Below are 19960 nucleotides of genomic sequence, written 5' to 3'. Positions count from 1 at the left end.
TTGTGTTTCTGGGTGGTATATTAGATGAAGTCGTTTCTCTTCGTTCTAGCCTTTCTTTTTGTTTCCGATGTCTTTGTCTCCTGAGCGTCAAGTAGCTTTTACTTTGTGCGCGTTCAAAGCCGGTATCCCGGTCATTTTTTGTAGTCCCTCTAAGGTCGTCGTTGCTGCTCCACGTGATTCGTGTGATGTAGAGGGGTTCTTTAGGAATTACGGAAAAGCAGGAGTCTCACTTTTGTTATCTGCAGAGCGCATTAATTTTCATTCCGGCGGTTCAAATAAGCAGAGTGTGAGCCTGTCTCTAAAAGTGGTTGAGGAACTCAGGTTGGGGTTGGAATTGTTGATGAGGTTAGCAGATACTACCCCTGCTAGTAAGGAAGAGGAGCTTCTAATCGTGCTTGCAAAAATAGCCGAGCTTCTGCCAGAAGTCCTTGTTTCTACACTCGAATTCCCGGGACGGACAGATATGTTGAATTTTGCAGTTTCCAACGGGTTGCAAGTAATCGACTTAGATGAAATCTCGAAAGGACTGGTGCAGCAACATGTTACTCGCGTTTCGGAAGCAAAAATACGAATAAGAGAGAACGTGGATTCCTACATAGTGTGTTACCGGTCAATCTTGAAAGAGCACTATGCAATCGTTATAGGTGATCCTTTAAGTTCGCAGGAGCCGATTGTTAGGGTACACTCCTCCTGTTATACAGGGGACCTACTGGGTAGTTTGTCGTGTGATTGCAGAGATCAACTGCACGATACAGTCAAGAAGATGGCTGAGAATCCAGCGGGTGGGATAATACTGTACCTTTCACAAGAAGGTAGAGGTATAGGATTACCGAACAAAATACGGGCATATAATCTTCAAGAGGATAAGGGTCTTGACACAGTTGAGGCAAACCTTTGTCTTGGTTTTAAGGATGACGAGCGTGATTTCCAAGTGGTAAAGCTTATCCTGCAGGATCTTGGTGTCCAAAGAGTTAGGCTCGTTACAAATAACCCAGAGAAGATTCGTCGACTCAGTTTCGCAGGGGTGGATGTCGCTTCTCGTGTGCCAATCTTGATGAAGAGCAATCCCTATAACCGCAAATACCTTCAGACGAAATCTGAGAAGCTTGGGCATATCTTTATCGCTTAGGTTTTTAACCTTTTTGAAATCAAATTGGGGTTACTTTACACCTTGTTGTGGTCTTACCTGTTTGATTGCTGCGACTTATTTCTTTGCTTATATAGCATCTTGTTGGATACTGTAGTATATCTGAGTGCTGTTCATATTACTGATTCGCGTCCTTCGCTTTTTTGTTTGCAGTGTCGTTTTTTGTTGCTCTGCCTACGGGAGTTGATATTTTACTAAGGAACTGTTGTTAGATCTTGTCTGATGTGATTTGTGTTCTGTATTTCTGATGGGTGTATGGTGAGGTTTTTCAAAAGCAAAGGCGAAGCAAAGCAAAAGGTGGCGCACTGGTATGAGGAGCATATAGGACGAGTTACTCTGCAAAGGAATTTTCTCGTAGTGATGAACTTAGGGGTCATAGTGGCTCTTATGTTGGTTGTTTTTGCTTTATTTGCCGTTAGCAGTTCAAGAACCATAGAGCCTTTTGTAATCGAGGTTTCTAAGAAAACCGGGACCATAGCACGTGTCAATCCTGCTACGGTAAAGGAATATTCTGCAAACAGAGCGATAACAAATTATTTTGTTACGCAGTATGTAAAAGCAAGGGAAGTTTTCCATCCTGCAACGTATCGTTACGATTACTACACTACAGTGAGGGTGTTCTCGGATCCTCATATTTATGCGCTGTTTAAGGGATCTCTCTCCTTAAGTAACCCTACGAGTCCACTCAACTTGCACGCTAATGTAGCGGATTCCAAGTACGAAGTTCGCTCAATAAGACATCTAGACAGTGATACAGTTCAGATGAGAATTACTATAAGATTCATAAGTAGTGATGGTGGGGTGAGCGTCGCAAATAAGATTGTGTCTGTCAGATACAGTTATATGGATCTTGACCTTTCAGAAGAGGATAGGCGTCTCAATCCTCTTGGTTTTGTTGTTGTTTCTTATCAGGTAGATGATGACCATTCGTGATTTGTTCTTTATTGTGTTTTTCGCACTTTTCTGCATGCAAGCACATGCCATTGAGCATGATCCCCGTATGCGGACTCTTGTCTATTCGCAGAATGCAGTCTTCAGGGTGGATACGAGTTACGGATATCAGTCATTTATAAAGTTTTCTGAGAAAGAGCAAATCAAAACAATAGCTCTTGGCAACAGCGTTGGTTGGAGTGTGAATCCTGTGGGTGAAAAAATATTCCTGAGGCCTCTTGAAAAGGGACTTTCAACCAACATGGTTGTAGTGACTGATAAGCGTACTTACGTATTTGACTTATTTAGTGCCTCTGAAGATGACGAAAAAAGAAGAAAAGTAAGTGAGATCAACTATATGGTACGGTTTCAGTATCCTGATGAGGTCTCTTCAGATGCTTCAAGTATGGGCGAGCTTTCTGTAGGGGGTAGATTGTACGAATTAGATTACAGCTCTCTTCGTCGAAATTATTCTTTTGTCGGAAAGGCAGATTTTCAGCTTAAAGAAGTGATGAATAATCTTGGGCTCACTTTTTTCAGATTTGTGGGAAGCAACATTCCTAGGGTCTTCATCGTGAATTCAGATCGGAGCGAAAGCCGAGCTAAGATGTGGCGATTTAGGGATTATATGGTGATAGAAGGCGTGCATAAAAAATTGCATCTGCGTTACAAAGATTCCATGTTGGAAGTGGTGAATAATGATTTGGAGTAGTTGGTGATGCACGGGAATAAGGAAAACAACGATTTAGAAGAGTTTAGTATAGGTGATGAGCCTGTAGAGGTTAGTGATAGAGGTTCTGGAATACAAGGGGGAGGCCTCAAGAGAAAGCTTCTCTATGTTCTGATTGTTGGGATTGTGTTTTTTTTTGCTTATAAGTTCTTTTCCAGCGACTCGCAGAGGGAAGATACCGGTATTTCAACAGGGGAAACTCAGATCGAAGAGAGGGTTGTTCCTGATAGGGAGATAAAAGTCAGTACGAAGGAAGACTTTCTTACGCAAAAGGAAGAGACTGCGCCTGTACTTCTTCCACCAAAGATGTCTGATCTTCCGAAGTTGCCAGTAATACCTGTTCCTACTGTACCAGAGAATCCTTCTGTTATTACACCTAAGCCTGCGGCTGTGGGGCCGTCTCTTCCGTCATTCTTTCCTCCGCCTCCTAGCTCCACGTCTAGCGCTATGGATCCGCCTGGCAAGGTAAGTAGTGGAGTGAATAAATACAATAGAAGCACTCCTATGATTGCCTTTGGTGGGGGTGGAGTTACCTCTTCAGAAGGACAATCTAGTGGGATTAGTCTTTCGGATCCAGCTTCTCTTCTTGATCCAAGTAAGTTGGGTGAGTTAAGAAGGTCGCTTCAACAGAGTGATATGACTGCTCCCGAAGACAAGGAATTGGCCAGGACTTCTGGGCAGATAGTTGCCGGATACGTCGGGGATTTGGATTACGTGTTGACCGAAGGCAAAATGTTGGACGTGGTTCTTGAGACAGCTGTGAACACCGATCTGAAAGCTAAAGTGCGCGCGATTGTAAGTAGGGACGTCTTTTCTGAATCAGGTAACCAGATTTTGATTCCTAGAGGCTCAAGACTGATAGGTTCGTATTCAACAGATATTTCCTTTACGCAATCCAGAATTGATATAACGTGGTCTCGCATCATTCTCCCGAACGGCGTAGACATAAATCTGGGTGGCTTTAGCGGTGTGGATCCACTTGGTAGGGCTGGGGTTAGAGGGACTGTGAACAACAAAGTTTCTAATGTCATGAGTACGTCCATCCTACTCGCTACAGCTAGGGTAGCAAGTGGCATGATAGTGGATAGAATAATGGGGTCGAGTAAAAGTCAGATGAATGTTCCTAAGAGAAAGCTGCCACAAAAAGAAGACAACGAAGATGATTCGAAGGTAAAAGGTTCTCCGGGTGCGATTATTGCTGTGCAAGCTATTCAAGATGCTTCAAAGCAAGTGACGGATTATGTGAAGCGTACGGCTGATATGAACCCAACAATTACTGTAAACCAGGGTGCGAGGCTTAAAGTATTCGTAGGCCAAGACATAGTTTTTCCGAGAGCCGCGTTCCAAGAGTATAAAGTGCTTAATTGATGTTATATGCAATACACAGCTCTCAATAAATATCTGGAGCCCCTGGAAACACTGTTTCAGGATAGTGATATCAACGAGATCTCGATTAATAGACCTGGTGAGGTGTGGATCGAGAAGAAGGGTGAGATTATAAGGTCTGAAATGCCTGAGCTCGATTTTCAGCATCTTAAAGGACTTGCGAAATTGGTTGCTCAAGCGACCGAACAAAATGTAAGTGGTGAGTTCCCGCTTCTTTCTGCCGCTCTGCCAAATGAGTGCCGTGTTCAGCTGGTTTTGCCACCTGTTGCAGAAGCGGGGACGGTCGTAATTTCAATAAGAAAACCTAGCAGCATACAATTGTCTCTTGGTGATTATGAGGCAATGGGCGCATTTGAGAAACTTAAGCATCATGATGTACCACTTGATATAGATAATCGTCTCCGTGAGTTCTTGAAGGGTGGCGATATAAAAAGTTTTCTTGAACTTGCAATAAAAGAAAAAAAGAACATCATCATCAGCGGTGGCACATCGACTGGTAAGACTACTTTCACCAATAGTCTGCTTCGTGAAATACCAACTTATGAGAGGATTATTACTGTCGAAGATGCTCGAGAGGTAGTGTTGTCTAAGCATCTGAATAGAGTGCATTTAGTTGCTTCAAAGGGCGGACAAGGTCGTGCCAATGTCACAACTCAAGATCTGATAGAAGCATGCCTGCGCCTTCGTCCGGACAGAATTATAGTTGGTGAACTGAGGGGTGCAGAAGCTTTTAGTTTTCTTAGGGCGATTAATACAGGGCATCCAGGTTCAATTTCTACTTTACATGCGGATGCTCCGAAGATGGCTATAGAGCAACTGAAGCTTATGGTAATGCAGGCGGGTTTAGGAATTCCGCCTGCGCAAATTAAGGAATATATAATGAATGTGGTAGATGTTATTGTTCAACTCAAAAGAGCGGGTCATGGGAAGAGGTTTGTTTCTGAGATCTTGCTTACCAAGGATCTGCTTGAGATCGGTGAGTGAGCTATAGGCATTAGGTGAGTCAGAGCGCGTTATGAGACAACTTAGGAATATTGTAACGATATTTTTTCTGCTGGCGTTCATTTTCGCACTGGCCTTTTACATTTCAGCAGCTATCTTTGTAGTTGCAGTTTGGGGAATAGAACACCTCAACTTTCGTGATTTGCAGCCATCTTTGGACAGGTTTCCTACACGTCTCTGGCCTACGATTTTTATCTATATAAGTGATCTTTTCAAGAATTGGGATGCTTGGGCCCCAGCTGTAAAGATAAAACTTGCTGTCTCGTTAGGCATTCCATTTGGAATACTTGGGGTTGTTTTTTATATGCTCCGTGTACCGATTATGGAGTGGCGTCCATTTAAAAAGAAAGAATCTGTGCATGGTGATGCAAGGTGGGCAACAGAAAGGGAGATAAGAAAAATCGGGCTTAGAAGTCGTAAGGGACTACTGCTTGGTAAAGATAAGAAAGGTTTCCTTATTGCCGGGGGATTTCAGCATGCTCTATTATTTGCTCCAACTGGTTCTGGGAAGGGTGTTGGTTTTGTGATTCCAAATCTTCTCTTCTGGGAAGATTCTGTTGTTGTTCACGATATTAAACTTGAGAACTTTAACTTAACTAGCGGCTACAGAAAAAAAATTGGTCAGAAGGTCTACTGTTGGAGTCCAGCTGATCCAGATGGTAAGAGTCACTGTTATAACCCATTGGATTGGGTTAGTTCGAAACCTGGTCAGATGGTGGATGATGTTCAAAAAATTGCCAACCTCCTAATGCCTGAACAAGATTTCTGGGTCAATGAGGCTCGGAGTCTTTTTCTTGGAGTAGTGCTGTACATTCTTGCTGTACCAGAAAAGGTGAAGTCCTTTGGAGAGGTAGTAAGGGTGATGAGAAGCGATGATGTTACGTATAGTCTCGCTGTTGCGTTGGACACAATGGGTAAAAAGATTCATCCAGTTGCCTATATGAACATTGCGGCCTTTCTTCAAAAGGCAGACAAAGAGAGATCTGGTGTGATATCGACAATGAACTCTTCACTTGAGTTGTGGGCGAATCCCCTTATTGATACCACGACAGCTACTAGTGACTTTAATTTTATGAAGTTCAAAAAAGAGCTTACTACCGTGTACGTCGGTCTTACACCGGATAACTTAACGAGATTGCAGCCACTCATGCAAGTGTTCTATCAACAAGCGACTGAGTTTTTGTGTAGGCATCTTCCGCAGAAAGACGAACCATATGGTGTTCTCTTTATGATGGATGAGTTTCCTACCCTTGGTGAGATGGAACAGTTTAAGACCGGTATTGCGTATTTTCGTGGATATAATGTGCGTCTGTTTCTTATTATTCAAGATACCGAGCAGTTAAAGGGTATCTATGAAGAAGCAGGAATGAACTCTTTTCTCTCGAACTCTACCTACAGAATTACTTTCGCTGCGAACAATATAGAAACGGCAAATTTAATTTCACAGTTGGTGGGAAATAAGACAGTTGCACAGGAGTCGCTCAACAAACCGAAGTTTCTTGACTTGAACCCTGCATCACGGTCTCTGCATGTTTCTGAGACTCAGCGGGCGCTTTTGTTGCCTCAAGAGGTAATAATGCTACCGCGCGATCAACAGATTCTGTTAATTGAATCTACCTATCCTATTAAATCGAAAAAGATACGGTATTACGAAGATAGTTTTTTCACGAAAAAGCTCGTTGATCCTATTTCTATTCCGATCCAGGAACCATTTGATCCTAAAAAATTTGAAGAGAAGATGCGTAAGGAAAGGGAGGCTAAAGAATTAGAAGAGAATGCTCCATTGGCTATAGATGAAGATCAGGCGCTTCTCGAAGACGAGTCTCTTTTGGATGATTCCGACTATGAAGATGGGGACTTTGAAGATCTAGATGAAGAAGAGGATTTGTCCGATTTTCTAGATGATGCAGAGGAAGAGAACGAAGAAAACATGGCATGAGGTTGTGTGCTTTTCAAGATTTGGCCCTTGCTGGTGTTTTTCTTTCTTTATGGCGGTACAGCAAGAAAGTACGAGCATAATAGGTTGGTTTGGTGATTCTGCTTGCACGTTGTTGTTACTAGAAAGTCTTCTTCAGTGTTGATAAAGCTTCAGACTTTATGGGAAAGGGGTTCAATGTCAATTTTGGGTGCGTTAGAATAGGTGCTATGCTTCCGCTATCGAAATGGACTACCTTGCCTTTATAGTTTTTGTTTACCTTATAGCAGCGATCCCTTTTGGTCGATGTATATCCGCATGTTTTGGAGTTGATATCTGCAATAGGGGATCAGGTAACATTGGTGCGACAAATATGACCCGAGTGATGGGGTTGGGTTTTGGTTCTGTTGTCTTTGTTCTGGACTTTTTGAAAGCAGCGGTCCCAGTTTTTTTAGCAGTGCAGTGTTGCAGTGATGTGTTTGCATCTGCAGTTGGTTTTGTTGCAGTTTTTGCTCATGTTTTTTCTGTTTACATGGCATTTAAAGGTGGTAAAGGAGTTGCACCAATGATGGGTGTTTACTTTGTTTTGGTTCCGGTAGTTTTCATTATTATTGTATGTACATGGGTGGTCTTTTTTGTTCTGTTCAGACAGCCCTTTATTTCGTCTTTGACTGCCTGTTTCGTCGGTGCTGTTTGTTCTTATGCTTTCCTAGAGTCCTTCGTATTTTTGCCGATACTCGCCGGAACAGTGCTTGTTTTCATAAAGCATATGACCAATGTTCGTGAGTTCCTACAAGCCAGATAGGGTTTAACTGGCCTAGTGGTAGACCCGTGGATCTTTGTCTTGTCTAGTGTTAGGTCGGATGTTAATGTTTCCAGAGTGAGTGAACACATTTCGTGAATGGACGTTGTTACAAGGTTTGCGCCGTCTCCCACAGGTAATTTGCATATTGGCGGTCTCAGGACTGCTATGTTTAATTTTCTCTATGCTAAAAGGTATGGTGGTAGATTCCTTCTTAGAATTGAAGATACTGATTTAGCTAGATCGGATGCGGCTTATCTAGAGTCGATTTTGCAGGGTCTGAAGTGGCTTTCGCTTTCTCATGATGTGCTTATCTGCCAATCTGCGAATGTTAATAGGCATAGAGAGGTTGCACTTGAGCTGTTGAACCGGGGCAAAGCTTATCACGATAATGGTGCGGTGCGCCTTAAGGTAAATCACGATAAACCAGTAAAGTTTTCTGATTTGATTTTAGGAGAGATTTCAACTGATGGTAACAGCATTAATGATGTTGTGATCCTCAGGTCGGATGGGAGTCCAACCTACATGCTTGCGGTGGTTGTCGATGATCATGATATGGGTATAACTCACATAATAAGGGGTTCTGATCACATTACGAATACTTTTACCCAAAAGCTAATATATGAGGGCATGGGTTGGTCTCTACCTAATGTTGCTCATATACCGCTAATACACAATGAACATGGCGCTAAGCTCTCAAAGAGGGATGGTGCTGTCGATGTAGTAGATTATAAAACGATGGGTATACTGCCTGAGGCGATGTTCAATTATTTGCTTAGGCTAGGATGGAGTCATGGTGATAAAGAAATATTCTCCATGCAGGAGGCTATAGACCTTTTCGATATTACAGCAGTTGGTAAGTCTCCTGCTCGCTTTGACCGTGAGAAACTTTATAGCCTTAATTCTCATTATATCAGTGTATTACCACCTGAGAGAATAGCCTTAGAGGTTCGAAGTTTTGTTGGAGAAAAAATAGTAGTTTCTGATAGTGCATTCGTTGCATTTGTTGAATTGTTTCGGAAAAAATGTTCCTCGATTGTTGAATTGAAGGATAGTCTTCGGTTTTGTTGGTGTACTTATTTGTGTCCAGAGGTAAATAGGATCTTGTTACAAGAGTTATTAAAACTACTGGAAAATACTGATTGGACTTCTGGTTTACAGCAAGTTTTGAAAGAGTATATTTCTCTTTCTGGATTTTCTGCAAAAGAGGTCTACACGAATCTGAGGATGGCCTTAATAGGGCAGGAACACTCCCCTTCGGTGGTGGAAATTATGCAAATCTTTGGTAAGGACATTGTTCTTCAAAAGTTGCACGACTCTCTCAAATAAGTCTTTCTTCAGTAAGTATCTGTGTGTAGATTGCACTTTTTAAAAATTATAGTTTGCTTAAGGCAATGTTTAGGAGTTTGCCTCTCAGGGAAAATTGCTTAGCTTAAATGGCATGGATTCAATAGTTGTCTTCGATATAGAAACCGTTCCTGATACTGCTCTGTGTGAGGCACTTACCGGTTTTAAAGGTAAAGATGTTGTCGCGATGAGAAAGGCTATGGAGGATTATCATCTAGATATTACGGATGGCAAGAATCCATTTCTCAGGCAGCCCTTTCACAAGGTTGTCGTAATATCGCTGCTAAAGGCGACCCTTACTTGTAAAAATGATTGTGAGTTCTTTCAACTAAGAAAAATTGCTTCTGGAGATATTCAGTGCTACAGCGAAAAAGAACTAGTACAGTTCTTTTTTGATCATGTATGTAAGTCACTACCTAGGCTTGTTTCTTTCAATGGTAGGACCTTCGATCTTCCTGTCTTAAAATATCGTGCGATGCGCTACGGTGTCGTTGCGCGTAATTTTTATCATTCCGGTGATAAATGGAACAGTTACAATAACAGGTACAGTGTGAATTGGCATACCGACCTGATTGATTTGCTGTCTGAGTACGGAGTTTCAGCAAGAGTCAAGATGAGCGAAGTCTGTGCAGCGCTTGGATTGCCCGGAAAACTTGGTATCGATGGTGCACAGGTTACACCCATGTATGATGCAGGGAGAATCACAGAAATTAAATATTATTGCGAGATAGATGTTTTGAATACCTACTTGATCTATTTAACTGTACTCAGGCACCAGGGGACAGTTTCAGAGGAGAGCTATGCAAGGAACCTGGATGAGTTGATGTGCTATCTCGAAAGAAATGAAAAGGACAACCCTAGTTATTTACCTTTTTTGCGATCTCTTAGGGCGAGTGAGATAGCGCGGTTTTAAATGCTATGGCCGTGTTGTAGTTTTCCTTCTTGGAAAGCAGTGTGGAAATAATTGCCTACCAGTTTCACTGGTGCATCGTTAAAGCCGGTAATATTGAAGAGTGAGACTGGACGGCACACTTAGCCAAAGCATTTGTATGTTCTCAGCATAGAAACACGACAAGCAGATTGCCAACTTTCATAGGTGCTCTAGTACTTTCCCTTTTCTGTGACAAAAACTAGGACCCACAGTTTTGGGTAGTGATATTGGATACAGAGCAAGTGTCCTTGCAACTGATATACTTCTAGGTCTTACAGGACTTACTGATAGCTTTATGCGTAGCCTCAGCATTAATCCAACCCACGACTTCGACAAATTTATCCTTCTCAAGATCTTTGTAATGCCGGAAGAAATGCTCGATCTGATCAAGGAAAATATTAGGAAAATCTCCCGGTTCATTAAAGTTGATGTAGTATGGATCGATTTTGGATGTTGGCACAGTGAGCAATTTTTCGTCCTCTCCTTTTTCGTCGCGCATTACGAATGCCCCTATTACCTTTACACGGATTAATGATCCTGGCATCAAAGGAGATCTGGTGACTACCAACGCATCAAGGGGATCACCGTCTCCCCCGAGAGTATTCGGGATGAAAGCATAATTGCACGGATAATTCATGCTTACAGGAATAAATCGATCAACGCAAATAAGTCCATCCTCATTGATCTCGTACTTTACACCATCGCTTCCGGCCGGAATCTCAACAATTACGTTTGCTTCTAGCGGAAAATTTTCTGGTTGTTTAACACGGCTGTAAGACTTCATATCCTTCCCACGAATTGCTAGAATGAATGTTTAACAGAAGTACTAAGAACAAACAAGCACACCTGTATCCCATTAGTTTATGCACCGCATACAAAAAATAAAGGCCCGTGAGGTTTTCAATAGTAGAGGATGGCCCACAATCGAGGTTGAGGTGACAACGAGTTGTGGCAAAGTGGGGTGTGCAATAGCGCCTTCTGGCGCGTCAAAGGGTGTCCTCGAAGCCTGTGAGTTGCTTGATGATGACAAGAAGCGCTTATCTGGAAGGGGTGTCTTGCGTGCTATAGAAAATGTCCACAAAATTATCGCTCCGGCCCTTATAGGGAAGAGTGTTGCTGTCCAAACTGAGATAGATTCTCTTTTGATTCAATTAGACGGTACAACAAATAAGTCTGTGCTTGGAGCTAATACAATTACGGCCGTTTCTCTTGCAGTTGCGAAGGCAAATGCAAGTGTCAGGAGCGTTCCTTTATGTATTGTTTTTCATAACTTACTCGCCAGTGAGACTGAGGATTTTGTGTATGTTCCTCCTATTCCAATGTTGAATGTCATAAATGGTGGTTTACATGCCGATAATATGTTGGCAATCCAGGAGTTCATGATTTGTCCAGTTGGTTGTCACTCTTTTAGGGAAAGTATGGAAAGGGCAGCGGAAGTCTTTCACCGTTTGAAGGTGCTTCTCAAACAGTATGGGAAGAGTACCAATGTTGGTGATGAAGGTGGTTTCGCGCCTGATCTTTCTTCCACTGAGGAGACACTCGGACTTCTCTCTGAGGCCATTGGTGATGATAGAGAAGGCATTAAAATAGCTCTTGATGCGGCTTCTTCAACTTTTTACAAAGATGGAAAATACAATATCGATGGAAAATTGTTGAATGTTAACGAGATGGTCGATTTCTATGCCGCGATCATAGACAGGTACAATATTATTTCCATCGAGGATCCCCTGCACGAGAGTGATTGGGATTCTTGGAAGCTAATTACAAAAAAACTCTCTGATAAAATCTATATAGTTGGCGATGATATTTTTGTCACTAACCCTAAGATGATAGAAAAGGGAATAAGAACTGGTGTTGCTAATGCGGTGCTTGTGAAAATTAACCAAGTTGGTACCGTTACAGAGACGATTGAGAGCATAAAATTGGCTCGGAAAGCCGGATATAAAGTCGTCATATCACACCGTTCCGGCGAGACCGAAGATGTTTCGATAGCTCATCTGGCTGTTGCTTGTGGTGGTGCCTTTCTCAAGGCTGGTTCTTTAAGTCGCTCGGAGAGAGTTGCTAAGTACAATGAGGTACTTCGTTTGGAGGAGGTTTTTTTGTGATGTTTAAGGTTGTTTGCATTGTTTTGCTTTTTTCTTTGTTTCCTTTATCGTCTTACTCCGTTGCAATCAAAGCCGCTGCTATGGTTGGAGATGTAGTCATCTCGAATCAAGATGTGCACAACTATCAAAACCTTGTTGTAATGCTTGGAGAAAAGTCTGATCTCTCTTATTCTGCGGCCTTAGAGCAGATGATAGACTTGGAAGTGTATTACCAGTATGCAAGACATGTTGGACTTCCGTTTTCTAATCAAAAGTATGATGCGGCACTTAAACATCTTCAAGCGTTAGGAATCAATCGTACAGCGCACACGTCATTGCTTGAAGAATATCTGAAAAAGCAGGTCTTTCTCTCTGAAGTTGTTGACCTTATCGTCAGGCCTAGAGTTCGCATCGATGATAGGGATTTTGACGTAATTAAACGTGAGTTGCTCAGAAAAAAGAATACTTTCAGACTGAAGAAGATTAACAGTAATGGATCTACGGAGGAGCTTGGGTGGTTAGGACTTGATGTATTGCAACCCAATATTAGAGACGCGGTTTCTCAGCTTGCTGTGGGCAAGATCTCTGAGGAAGTGGATGGGAGTCGTTTTCAGGTTCTTGATAAAGAAAATGATTTTATTCTTTCAGTTGAGTATAAAGGCTTAGTTTCCCCTAAGTCAGATGTTGTAGGTATGCATCAGACTCTTTATTCTGGAAAACTGTCTGAGTTGAAAGCAAAGGATCGCAAGGATTTGTTTCTTATGGAGCACGGTATAGAAGTAAAAAGGGATGAGCGTATTATCCTTGATCTTACACTGGATCCTGATCACTTGCGTGGACAATTGATCAAATTCATATATTCGAAGAAGATCGCAGAAGCATTGAAGGAGCTCTCTCTGAAATTGAGAGAAAATATACGCGTTGTCAAATATCCAGGTGAATAGTAATACTCTCCTTGTTGAATATGCTCCCCTGGTGCAGAGAAACTAATTTAGGTTTAGCGAATATCACAGAGCATCTCCACGATAACGAAGGGCGGTGCTCTTCATGAATCTTTATGTGGTTCTCCATACATGTGGAGAACCATCTCAAAACTGATTAATCGTGTATACTTCTTTTTGGTTCGCCTATGTAGATTTGTCTAGGTCTGCAAAGTTTTTGTTCACTGTCACTCAAGAATTCTGCGATTTGTGCAACCCAACCTACTGTCCTAGCAAGTGCAAAAATCGGTGTGAACATGCGCGATGGTATTCCTAATGCGTCCAGCACTATTCCCGAATAGAAGTCTACATTAGGATATAGTTTACGACTCAGAAAGTATTCCTCGCTTGTTGCGATTGTTTCAAGTTTACCTGCAATATTGAGAATAGGTGAATCGGCTTTTAGCACACTATAAGCTTTTTGTTTCAATATGGCTGCGCGAGGGTCGTAGTTTTTATACACCCTGTGCCCGAAACCCATAAGTCTCTCTTCTTTCTTTTTAACGCGCTCAATAAAGTTCTCTACGTTCCCGCCGTTTTCAATGATACTTCTCAACATTTCTAGGACTCGCTCATTTGCGCCACCGTGCAGTGGTCCCCATAGACTAGCTGTAGCAGCAGAACAGGCAGCAATTGGGCTTGCTCCTGAGGATACAACCATCCGTGCAACAGAGGTAGAGGCGGTTTGACCATGATCTGCGTGTAGGATAAAGATTTTGTCCAATATCTCCGCATCTTTGGGCTTTTTCTCCCCAAACATCATGTACAGGAAGTTTTCAGCATAAGGAAGTCTAGTATCAGGTTCGATGAACTCCTGCGAATTGATATGTCGGTATATATACGCTACGAGCCAGGGTGTATAGGCGACTAGAAGTAGCTTCTTCTCATGAAAGTCAGTTTCTCCGTATACTGAAGCGAGCGAAGCAAATGCAGATATTAAAACTGCCATCGGGTGTACGCTTGTTGGGAAAGAACGGATATTTTTCAAGACGCACTCAGGAAGTTGTGGTACGTGCTTTATTTCTTCTTCAAACTCTTGTGTAGCAATGGAATCTGGGAGTTTACCGTTTATGAGAAGGTAGCCGACCTGCAAGAAGTTAGAAGTTCGTGCTAATTCCTCTATTGAGTAGCCCCTATGCAGAAATATGCCTTTTTCACCATCTATGAAAGTAATGCTAGACTTGCATGGAGCAGTTTTTGCATACCCCGGATCATAGAAAAATCCCCTTGGCTCCAAAGAGGCAGAGACACCAAAGGGACCAGCTGTGCTTTTTACAAATTCCTCCACATTTACTTTTACTTTTTCAGAATTCATCTTCTTTCAATATTCTCCAGTTGAATACTATAATGGCTCTTGCTGCGCGGTTAACAAGATTCTACAGGTATTTTTCTAATTTTGTATGCAGGTACAGTACATGTACGATCCCCAGGGTTCCAATTCTCGCACAAGAACAATTTCTTGCAAAGGGGAATGTGCTGCGCCGGCAAAAGGTGACATTATATTGCTATTCCTTTCATATGTTTCGTATACTCGCTCTCAGTTTTTTTGCTCTAGTTTTGTGTGTACCCATAAATTCGTTTGCAATATCGGATTTACACATAGCAGTTGATAGTAGTCTAAGTATTCCTTTTCGGAAAATCATCAAAGATTATGCTCACAAAAGGTTAATGATCATTACTGCTGATTTTAAGAACTCAGACCTCTTGTCCGCAGATCCAGAAAAGGGGCATCATGCTGTTGTTTCAGTTGTTCACTTAGGGCAAAAGCCCGAGCTGAACGGCGTACCGTTTGCATCCGATAAGTTATACGTTTGTATTGCAGAAAGTAGTCCAATAAGAAAATTAATAGGCAAACATGATAGTCTGAATACAGTCTTAAAAATTGCACAAAAGCATTCCGCTTTTATTGTACCAGCCCCTGACAATGTGATGGGAAACATAATCAATGATGTTGTGTTAAAATTGTGTGCAGGCAGATTAGTAAAAGTGAAAAATTTCGAGAATTTGGGTCGTGCGGCTATTGAAAGTGGTGCCTTTGTTATTCTTCCAGGCAGTATTGCTATCCAACACGAGAGTGCTGGCCTTAATAGGTTGTTCGAGGTGCCACAGGAATTGTATCCGGAGATCCGGTACAGCATCACCATTTTGGAAAATGAAGGGATTAATCAATCTAGAGAATTTGTAAAATTTCTTTTCTTAGGAGAGATCAATTATAGTGAACTTGGGTTCTACAAGGGAGCATAATGCTTTGTGTAGTTTGTGATTTGGTCCTGCGCGTAATCTACCATAAGGGGGTGTCATGCTTTATATAGTTTCTGGCTTAGTCTTGTTGGCAACCTTGTGTGTGCTGGGATTACTTTTTTTTCTCGGTGCTAATCGTGAAGAGGAGTTTTCTGATACAGTTGAAGACGATGAGCACGAAGAATACCACAAGGAGAAGCAGCGGAGGATAAAAGATCAATACTACAGAAGCATAGACTTAGAGGAATTTAATAGGCATTTTGGTTCAGATCCCAAGATTGTTGGAATAGCAAAACCTCAAGGTAAGTGGACCAGTATGGTAATAAAAAGGAACATGCTATACATCACGACCTTAAAGAACCTTATGGGATCTAACTTTTCCAAGATGGGTATATGGCAACTGAAAGTAAAGGCACAATCCATGATTTCTCATGGTATGCACAAGGGAAGAGGAAAATAGACTAGCGGGAGCAATTTGCTATAGATAGACAGCTGGAAAGTTCGAATTCGCTCCTTCACAATGAGTGCCACTTTACATGGCGTGTATCATATAGTTTGTTTGAGTAGTGATGCCACGAAGCATTCTACTGCCTGGCGGTTTTGTGCAAGTTTTTCCCTTTCTGCAATGATGATTGATAGTGCCTTTTGCTTTGTTTCTGTCAGGTTATCGTTGGTTAGTACGTAGTCGTATTCTGAGAAATGTTGGATTTCCTTAAGGGCCGCTCTTAGTCTATATTCAATAACATCAGCTGTGTCTGTGGCCCTGTTGGTCAGACGCGTCTTTAGTTTTTCTAAACTGGGTGGCAGAAGAAATATGGAAACACAATTAGTCTTCTTGCGAATTTGTTCAGCTCCCTGCCAGTCTATACAACAAATCACATCTGTACCAAGTGCCAGAGTTTTCTCTATATATCTACGTGAGGTGCCGTATTGATTCTGCAAAACTGTTGCATGTTCAAGCATTTCTCCTTCTTGTAGTAATCGATTAAAGTCATCCTCATTTACGAAATAATAATCTGTCCCATCTCTTTCTTTTCCCCGCGGTTGTCTGGTGGTAAATGAAACAGACCGCTTAATGAACGGATCCTGAGTGACTAAGAAATCCGCTACTGTTGTTTTCCCTCCACCGGAAGGAGAGGAGATAATAAACAGAATTCCCTTTCGCATGCGAAATCTCCCTTTAAGTTGTATCTCGTACTCACTTTTACTTATTGAAGGTGCTTCCTTCTAGATCAGCTTCTGTGAGATCTGCATTGTGTAGTTTATTTTTGCTAAAAGTGTTTCCTATTAATGTCGCACCTCTAAAATTTACTTTTCCTAGGTCAATTTTACTGAAGTCGATATTTGAGTAGTTTACATCCGAAAAATCGTACGTTCCACTTGCAACGAGTTTTTCAAAATTCGACAATCCGACAATCGCTCCCATTTTATCAAGTTGAGAAGAAATGTCTTCTGTAAACTTTTCTGTGAAAAGCGTCTTTGTAAATAGCGTATTTTCCATATTTGTTCTAGAAAAATCATTCCCGGCAAAACTCGATTTAACGATCGTTGAATTACTTGCCGAGTTGTCTGTAAAGGTATTAGCAAAGAAATGACTTTTGTCTATTGTTACACCTACGGCCTGCGTTTCGCTTATATGAGAACGCAGCAGCTGTAGCAGTTGTAATTTAAGATTTCTTAAAGAAGCCTTTATGATCCCCGAGTTCTCTATTGTTATATCTGAAAGATCCCCTTGGACAAATGGGGACTCTATTTGCGTATTCTTAATTGCAATGCTCTTGCCATTGATGTCCAAAAGTACGGTATCAAGAAGTCCTGAGTTAGAGATAACAAAATTTGTAATAATACAATCTGCTAGCGAGGTATCTGCAATTTCGCTGTCATACAATTTTACGTTGCTTATGGACGACCGGATTATTGCTGATGAATCGATCGTAATGTTCTGTGAGCTAAAGTTACACAAGCAGCATTCTGAAAAAGCGGTGTTTCCTATGTGTAATCCCTCTAGAAATGCTGAGGAGAAGTCGGTTTTCATGAAGAAGGTATCTTCAACCGATGCATAGCTGAGGTCTGTGTTTAGCATGCTTACCTTTTCTAGATAGCAGTTGTATAGCCTGCTTTGGTGGAGGTCTGAGTTAGTTATCTCCGAGGAAAACACCTCAGTATAATATATGCGAGAATCTGATAACTCTATTCCGTGTAGAAAGCTGCCTATAAGCGCACTTCTAGAGATCTCTGCATTTATGAGTCTTGAGGTTGTTAGTTGGGAATTGGTAATTTGCGAATCTTCTATTTTTATGTTGGAGAGGTCAGTTTCAGAAATTTCACTTTCAGCAAGAAGAGTATTCTCAAACTTGGCCTCCAAAATATCGGAGTTTCTGATCAAAATGTTGTTTAGCTTGCTCTCATTTACTACAAGAGAGGGAGCGTGTGTCTTCAGGATTTTGACATTTTTTAGCTCAGATTTTTCTATTTGTGTGTTGTTTAAATCAGACTCAACGATATACACATCATACATCTGACTACTTATTACATGTCCTTTGTAGATAATTGTATTGTAAAAAGTAGAGTTATTTATGACGCTGTTTTTGATCGTAAGACTAGTGAAAATTGCACGATCGAAAGAAGAATTCTCTATTACCATTCCATCGAACGTTACTTTGCCGAGGTCTAGTCCAGAAAAATCAACATCTGTCAGTCTATCACCAAAGCGTTCCTTAAAATCCAACACAATGTTGCGATCTTTGTTTTGTAGTTTTAGAAATTCTATTATTTCCTTTTTGGTTGGCGAGGCAGCGTAACAATCAGAGGAAGCAAAAAAAAGGATAGCGACTAAAAAAAACGAGATTAAATTTCCCATAGGCAATCAATTCAGGCTAGATATGATAACTCTAATTACTAGACCCAACACATTTTGTCGGGCGCCCAATCATACAGGATGAAGCTAATATTGTAGCAGCCGCGATACATAGTGCAGGTAACATATTATAGTGAATGTCAGAGGTATTGAAGATTGTCAAAAGTATTGTTGCCGTTGTTCCAGAAGTCAAGCCAAGAAGTGCTGGCATTTTGTTTCTAGTTTTTGTGTACAAAGTGAACAACATCACCGGTCCTATTGAAGCACCCAACCCAGTCAAAGAAAAGATTGCTAATTTTCCAACGGATTGGTTGAAAATTAACGAGATCAAAAGTGCTAATGCGCCTACAAGGATTGTCATAAGTTTTGTCGCGAGAATAAGATGTGTATCACTTCTGTTTCGTGTAATGTGTCTATAGATATCGTTAGCTATACAGCTTGCACTTGATATCAATTGAGCATCTATCGTACTCATTACGGCGGCTAAAATCGCGATTATTATCATGCTACTGTAAAGTGGACTGGTAAAAACTTCGCTTAGGTTCAAAAGTAGCATTTCTGTATCTTTAATAGATGGGAGTAGTTTTCTTCCGTACACTGCAGATATTGTGATTCCAAGGTAGATTATGATGTTTATGATAATGCTTGTATTCCGAGCTATGCTCAATTTATCCGGAGATTTTATAGCTAGGAATTTTCCAATTGTGTGCGGTGTCCCAAACATTACCGAGGCAAAGCTGAAGTAAAATATTGCTTGTGTAATGTCAGAATGACTAATCTCATTTGAGCCACTCTGTTTCAAGAAAATGGTTAGTGGTTCGAGGCCGAACTTTGCCAGCAGTGAAAAAGGTAATATGCAAGTTGCTAAAACCATTATTGCTCCCTGAAGAACGTTCACGTGCGAAGCAGATCTAAAACCGCCTATGGTAGTGTAGAACAGTGTAACGATAAGCACCGCTAATGCCACCAAATTGGACTCAAGGCTCACCACTTTCGAAAGGACTTTTGTAAGACCAAGCATATTTGCACCAATATATGTCACGGTGAAAAGAGTGATAATCAGTGATGCGAGAACTCCAACTGCTTTGCTGTCAAACTTATTTGCGAGATATTGCGGAATGGTAAGTGCATCCTTGCTTTCTTCACTCTGTACTCTTAAGCGTCCAGCCAAGATTCGCCAAGAAAGTATGCTAAACACAAAGAATCCCAGATCAACCCAGAGCCGCGAGAGCCCAATTGTGTAAATCATGCTTGCAACTACAGTGAAGGTTCCTACGCTGATTTCAGAAGAAACATGACTTATCCCTGTGATTATTTCATGGACCGACCTATTTGCAAGAATATACTCTTTGAACGATGCACCCACTCTCTTGCGAACGAACCCAAAGAAAAAAATACAGAGAAAGTATAATCCTACCGCAAGTAGGTGAGTGTAAAACATCTACAATGTAATTCCAGCAAGCAAGCTTCAAGCCGCAACTCAAACAAAACTAAATATATTAATTACACGGGACAAAGAAAAAGAAAATACTTACCCTCATGAAATTTGCCCACCACTACAAGGCTAAGAACAAGTCTAGCTTGCCCTTCATGCGAATAACTGAGGAA

The 19960-nt window shown here is 41.4% G+C and carries 18 protein-coding genes; 13 read left to right on the top strand and 5 right to left on the bottom strand.

Annotation, left to right across the window (positions count from 1 at the left end; genetic code table 11):
• Positions 1-67 precede the first annotated feature (67 nt).
• The 9 genes from AS219_RS03050 (at position 68) to AS219_RS03010 (ending at position 10172) form a co-directional block, all read left to right on the top strand.
• Complete coding sequence (locus AS219_RS03050; RefSeq protein ID WP_067979928.1) at positions 68-1129, top strand: GTP cyclohydrolase II; 1062 nt, start codon at positions 68-70, stop codon at positions 1127-1129.
• A gap of 273 nt (positions 1130-1402) precedes the next feature.
• Positions 1403-2080: a virB8 family protein gene (locus AS219_RS03045; RefSeq protein ID WP_067979925.1), complete on the top strand. Its 678-nt coding sequence runs from the start codon at positions 1403-1405 to the stop codon at positions 2078-2080.
• Positions 2064-2789, top strand: a complete 726-nt coding sequence (gene virB9, locus AS219_RS03040; RefSeq protein ID WP_231861852.1) for a P-type conjugative transfer protein VirB9 — start codon at positions 2064-2066, stop codon at positions 2787-2789. The genes AS219_RS03045 and virB9 overlap by 17 nt, the downstream gene beginning before the upstream one ends.
• 6 nt (positions 2790-2795) lie before the next feature.
• Positions 2796-4175, top strand: a complete 1380-nt coding sequence (locus AS219_RS03035; RefSeq protein WP_082784607.1) for a TrbI/VirB10 family protein — start codon at positions 2796-2798, stop codon at positions 4173-4175.
• Positions 4176-4181: 6 nt separating this feature from the next.
• The gene (gene virB11 / locus AS219_RS03030; protein ID WP_067979919.1) at positions 4182-5177 is read left to right on the top strand and encodes a P-type DNA transfer ATPase VirB11; all 996 of its coding nucleotides are present in this window, start codon (positions 4182-4184) and stop codon (positions 5175-5177) included.
• A gap of 31 nt (positions 5178-5208) precedes the next feature.
• Complete coding sequence (locus AS219_RS03025; RefSeq protein WP_067979916.1) at positions 5209-7134, top strand: type IV secretory system conjugative DNA transfer family protein; 1926 nt, start codon at positions 5209-5211, stop codon at positions 7132-7134.
• A 223-nt stretch (positions 7135-7357) separates the two neighbouring features.
• Positions 7358-7915: a glycerol-3-phosphate acyltransferase gene (locus AS219_RS03020; RefSeq protein ID WP_067979913.1), complete on the top strand. Its 558-nt coding sequence runs from the start codon at positions 7358-7360 to the stop codon at positions 7913-7915.
• Between the two features lie 96 nt (positions 7916-8011).
• Complete coding sequence (locus AS219_RS03015) at positions 8012-9241, top strand: glutamate--tRNA ligase (RefSeq protein WP_067979911.1); 1230 nt, start codon at positions 8012-8014, stop codon at positions 9239-9241.
• A gap of 112 nt (positions 9242-9353) precedes the next feature.
• Complete coding sequence (locus tag AS219_RS03010) at positions 9354-10172, top strand: 3'-5' exonuclease (RefSeq protein WP_067979908.1); 819 nt, start codon at positions 9354-9356, stop codon at positions 10170-10172.
• A 283-nt stretch (positions 10173-10455) separates the two neighbouring features.
• Here the strand turns inward: AS219_RS03010 and ppa are convergent, their stop codons facing one another.
• Positions 10456-10974, bottom strand: a complete 519-nt coding sequence (gene ppa, locus AS219_RS03005; RefSeq protein ID WP_067979907.1) for an inorganic diphosphatase — start codon at positions 10972-10974, stop codon at positions 10456-10458.
• A 79-nt stretch (positions 10975-11053) separates the two neighbouring features.
• On the opposite strand from ppa, the gene eno reads away from it, so the two are divergent.
• Positions 11054-12295, top strand: coding sequence for a phosphopyruvate hydratase (gene eno, locus AS219_RS03000; protein ID WP_067979906.1), 1242 nt, complete (start codon positions 11054-11056; stop codon positions 12293-12295).
• Entirely contained in the window at positions 12295-13218 is a 924-nt protein-coding gene (locus AS219_RS02995) for a hypothetical protein (RefSeq protein WP_067979905.1), read from the top strand. The genes eno and AS219_RS02995 overlap by 1 nt, the downstream gene beginning before the upstream one ends.
• A 154-nt stretch (positions 13219-13372) precedes the next feature.
• On the opposite strand, the gene AS219_RS02990 is transcribed toward AS219_RS02995, so the two are convergent.
• Positions 13373-14569, bottom strand: coding sequence for a citrate/2-methylcitrate synthase (locus tag AS219_RS02990; RefSeq protein ID WP_067979904.1), 1197 nt, complete (start codon positions 14567-14569; stop codon positions 13373-13375).
• A 203-nt stretch (positions 14570-14772) separates the two neighbouring features.
• Here AS219_RS02990 and AS219_RS02985 point away from each other — a divergent pair, with 203 nt between their 5' ends.
• Positions 14773-15498 (top strand): hypothetical protein, encoded by a 726-nt coding sequence (locus AS219_RS02985; RefSeq protein ID WP_067980552.1) that lies wholly within the window; start codon positions 14773-14775, stop codon positions 15496-15498.
• A 55-nt stretch (positions 15499-15553) separates the two neighbouring features.
• A complete protein-coding gene (locus AS219_RS02980; RefSeq protein ID WP_067979903.1) occupies positions 15554-15955 on the top strand; it encodes a hypothetical protein in 402 nt (133 codons plus the stop codon).
• An 86-nt stretch (positions 15956-16041) separates the two neighbouring features.
• Here the strand turns inward: AS219_RS02980 and gmk are convergent, their stop codons facing one another.
• From gmk to AS219_RS02965, 3 genes are read right to left on the bottom strand one after another with little or no spacing between them, the layout of a single operon-like run.
• Positions 16042-16662, bottom strand: a complete 621-nt coding sequence (gmk, locus tag AS219_RS02975) for a guanylate kinase (RefSeq protein ID WP_067979902.1) — start codon at positions 16660-16662, stop codon at positions 16042-16044.
• 37 nt (positions 16663-16699) lie between these two features.
• Positions 16700-18355 carry a pentapeptide repeat-containing protein gene (locus tag AS219_RS02970; RefSeq protein WP_067979900.1) on the bottom strand — a complete coding sequence of 552 codons (1656 nt, stop codon included), beginning with the start codon at positions 18353-18355 and terminating at the stop codon, positions 16700-16702.
• 31 nt (positions 18356-18386) lie between these two features.
• Positions 18387-19793, bottom strand: coding sequence for a sodium:solute symporter family transporter (locus AS219_RS02965; protein ID WP_067979898.1), 1407 nt, complete (start codon positions 19791-19793; stop codon positions 18387-18389).
• Positions 19794-19960: the final 167 nt, after the last annotated feature.

It is taken from the genome of Neorickettsia sp. 179522, from assembly GCF_001593535.1.
Classification (GTDB): domain Bacteria; phylum Pseudomonadota; class Alphaproteobacteria; order Rickettsiales; family Anaplasmataceae; genus Neorickettsia; species Neorickettsia findlayensis.
This window is presented reverse-complemented; position numbering and strand designations above follow the sequence as displayed.